Consider the following 263-nt stretch of genomic DNA (forward strand, 5'->3'; position numbering starts at 1 on the left):
TTTCGTTTTCTTCAATTTCTGCCGTGATTTGCCATTCAATATTTTTTACTGGCGCATCTTTTTTAGGTCGCCCTTTACCTTCATAGACTTTATGCTTAATAAATTGCTGAGTCGCTATTTGATGATGCTTCATCTTTTTCGCTAATTTATCTAATGCGCGTTGTGCGTCAGTTTGACAAGCGAAACGTTGAGCTTGTAAATGGAAGAGGTCTTTTTTGATGCCTGTGTGTGCTCGCTCAACTTGTCGAACAATGCTTTTTTGT

General features: G+C 38.4%; 1 pseudogene. It reads right to left on the bottom strand.

Annotated elements, in window-relative coordinates:
• A pseudogene (locus H5119_RS20265) lies at positions 1-263 on the bottom strand (hypothetical protein); the annotation flags it as partial.

The sequence above is a fragment of the Pseudoalteromonas sp. SG45-5 genome (assembly GCF_014164085.1).
GTDB classification, from domain to species: Bacteria; Pseudomonadota; Gammaproteobacteria; order Enterobacterales; family Alteromonadaceae; genus Pseudoalteromonas; species Pseudoalteromonas aliena.